The following is a 625-nucleotide window of genomic DNA, read 5'->3' as shown; positions in this document are numbered from 1 at the left end:
CTTCGGCTGGAGGAAAGCACGGTCAAGGCGCTTGAAAAGCTTGGCCTCAAACGCGTCGGCGATCTCATCGGCAAGCCGCGCGCGCCGCTGGCATCGCGCTTCGGCCCGCTGGCGCTGCGCCGGCTGGATGAAGCGCTTGGCCATGAGGACGAAAGCTTTCGCCCGCTCAACCCGCCGCATCTTCATGCCGCGCAATGCCGTTTCGCCGAACCCATCGTCACGCAGGAGGCAATCGGGATCGCCATCGACCGCCTTTCACGCGACCTGTGCACGATGCTTGAAAAGGCCGGCAAGGGCGCGCGGCGGGTGGAGCTGCGTCTGTTCCGCGTCGATGGCTGGTTCGAGGCCCTGCCGCTTGCCACCAGCACCGCCACGCGCAATGCAGCGCATCTTGCCCGCCTTCTCGGCGAACGGCTCGACCGCATCGAGGACCGCGCGGGTTTCGGCTTCGAGGCCGCCAGCCTCACCGCCTTTTCCGTGGAAACGCTTGCCATGCGGCAGGAGGATCTGGGCGACGACACCCTGACCACGCGCGATGGCGACATCGCCCCGCTTCTCGACCGGCTGGTCAACCGGTTCGGCGCGCGCAACGTCACCCGCGCCGAGCCCCATGCGAGCTTTCTGC

General features: G+C 67.5%; 1 protein-coding gene. It reads left to right on the top strand.

The window, feature by feature from the left end; translation table 11 throughout:
- Positions 1 to 625: DinB/UmuC family translesion DNA polymerase (locus JCM21793_RS29630; protein ID WP_025031890.1), on the top strand; the 625-nt coding region annotated here is incomplete at both ends.

It is taken from the genome of Nitratireductor aquibiodomus NL21 = JCM 21793, assembly GCF_000615975.1.
Classification (GTDB): Bacteria; Pseudomonadota; Alphaproteobacteria; order Rhizobiales; family Rhizobiaceae; genus Nitratireductor; species Nitratireductor aquibiodomus.
Note: the sequence above shows the minus strand (reverse complement) of the source record. Positions and strands in the feature narration are given on the sequence as shown.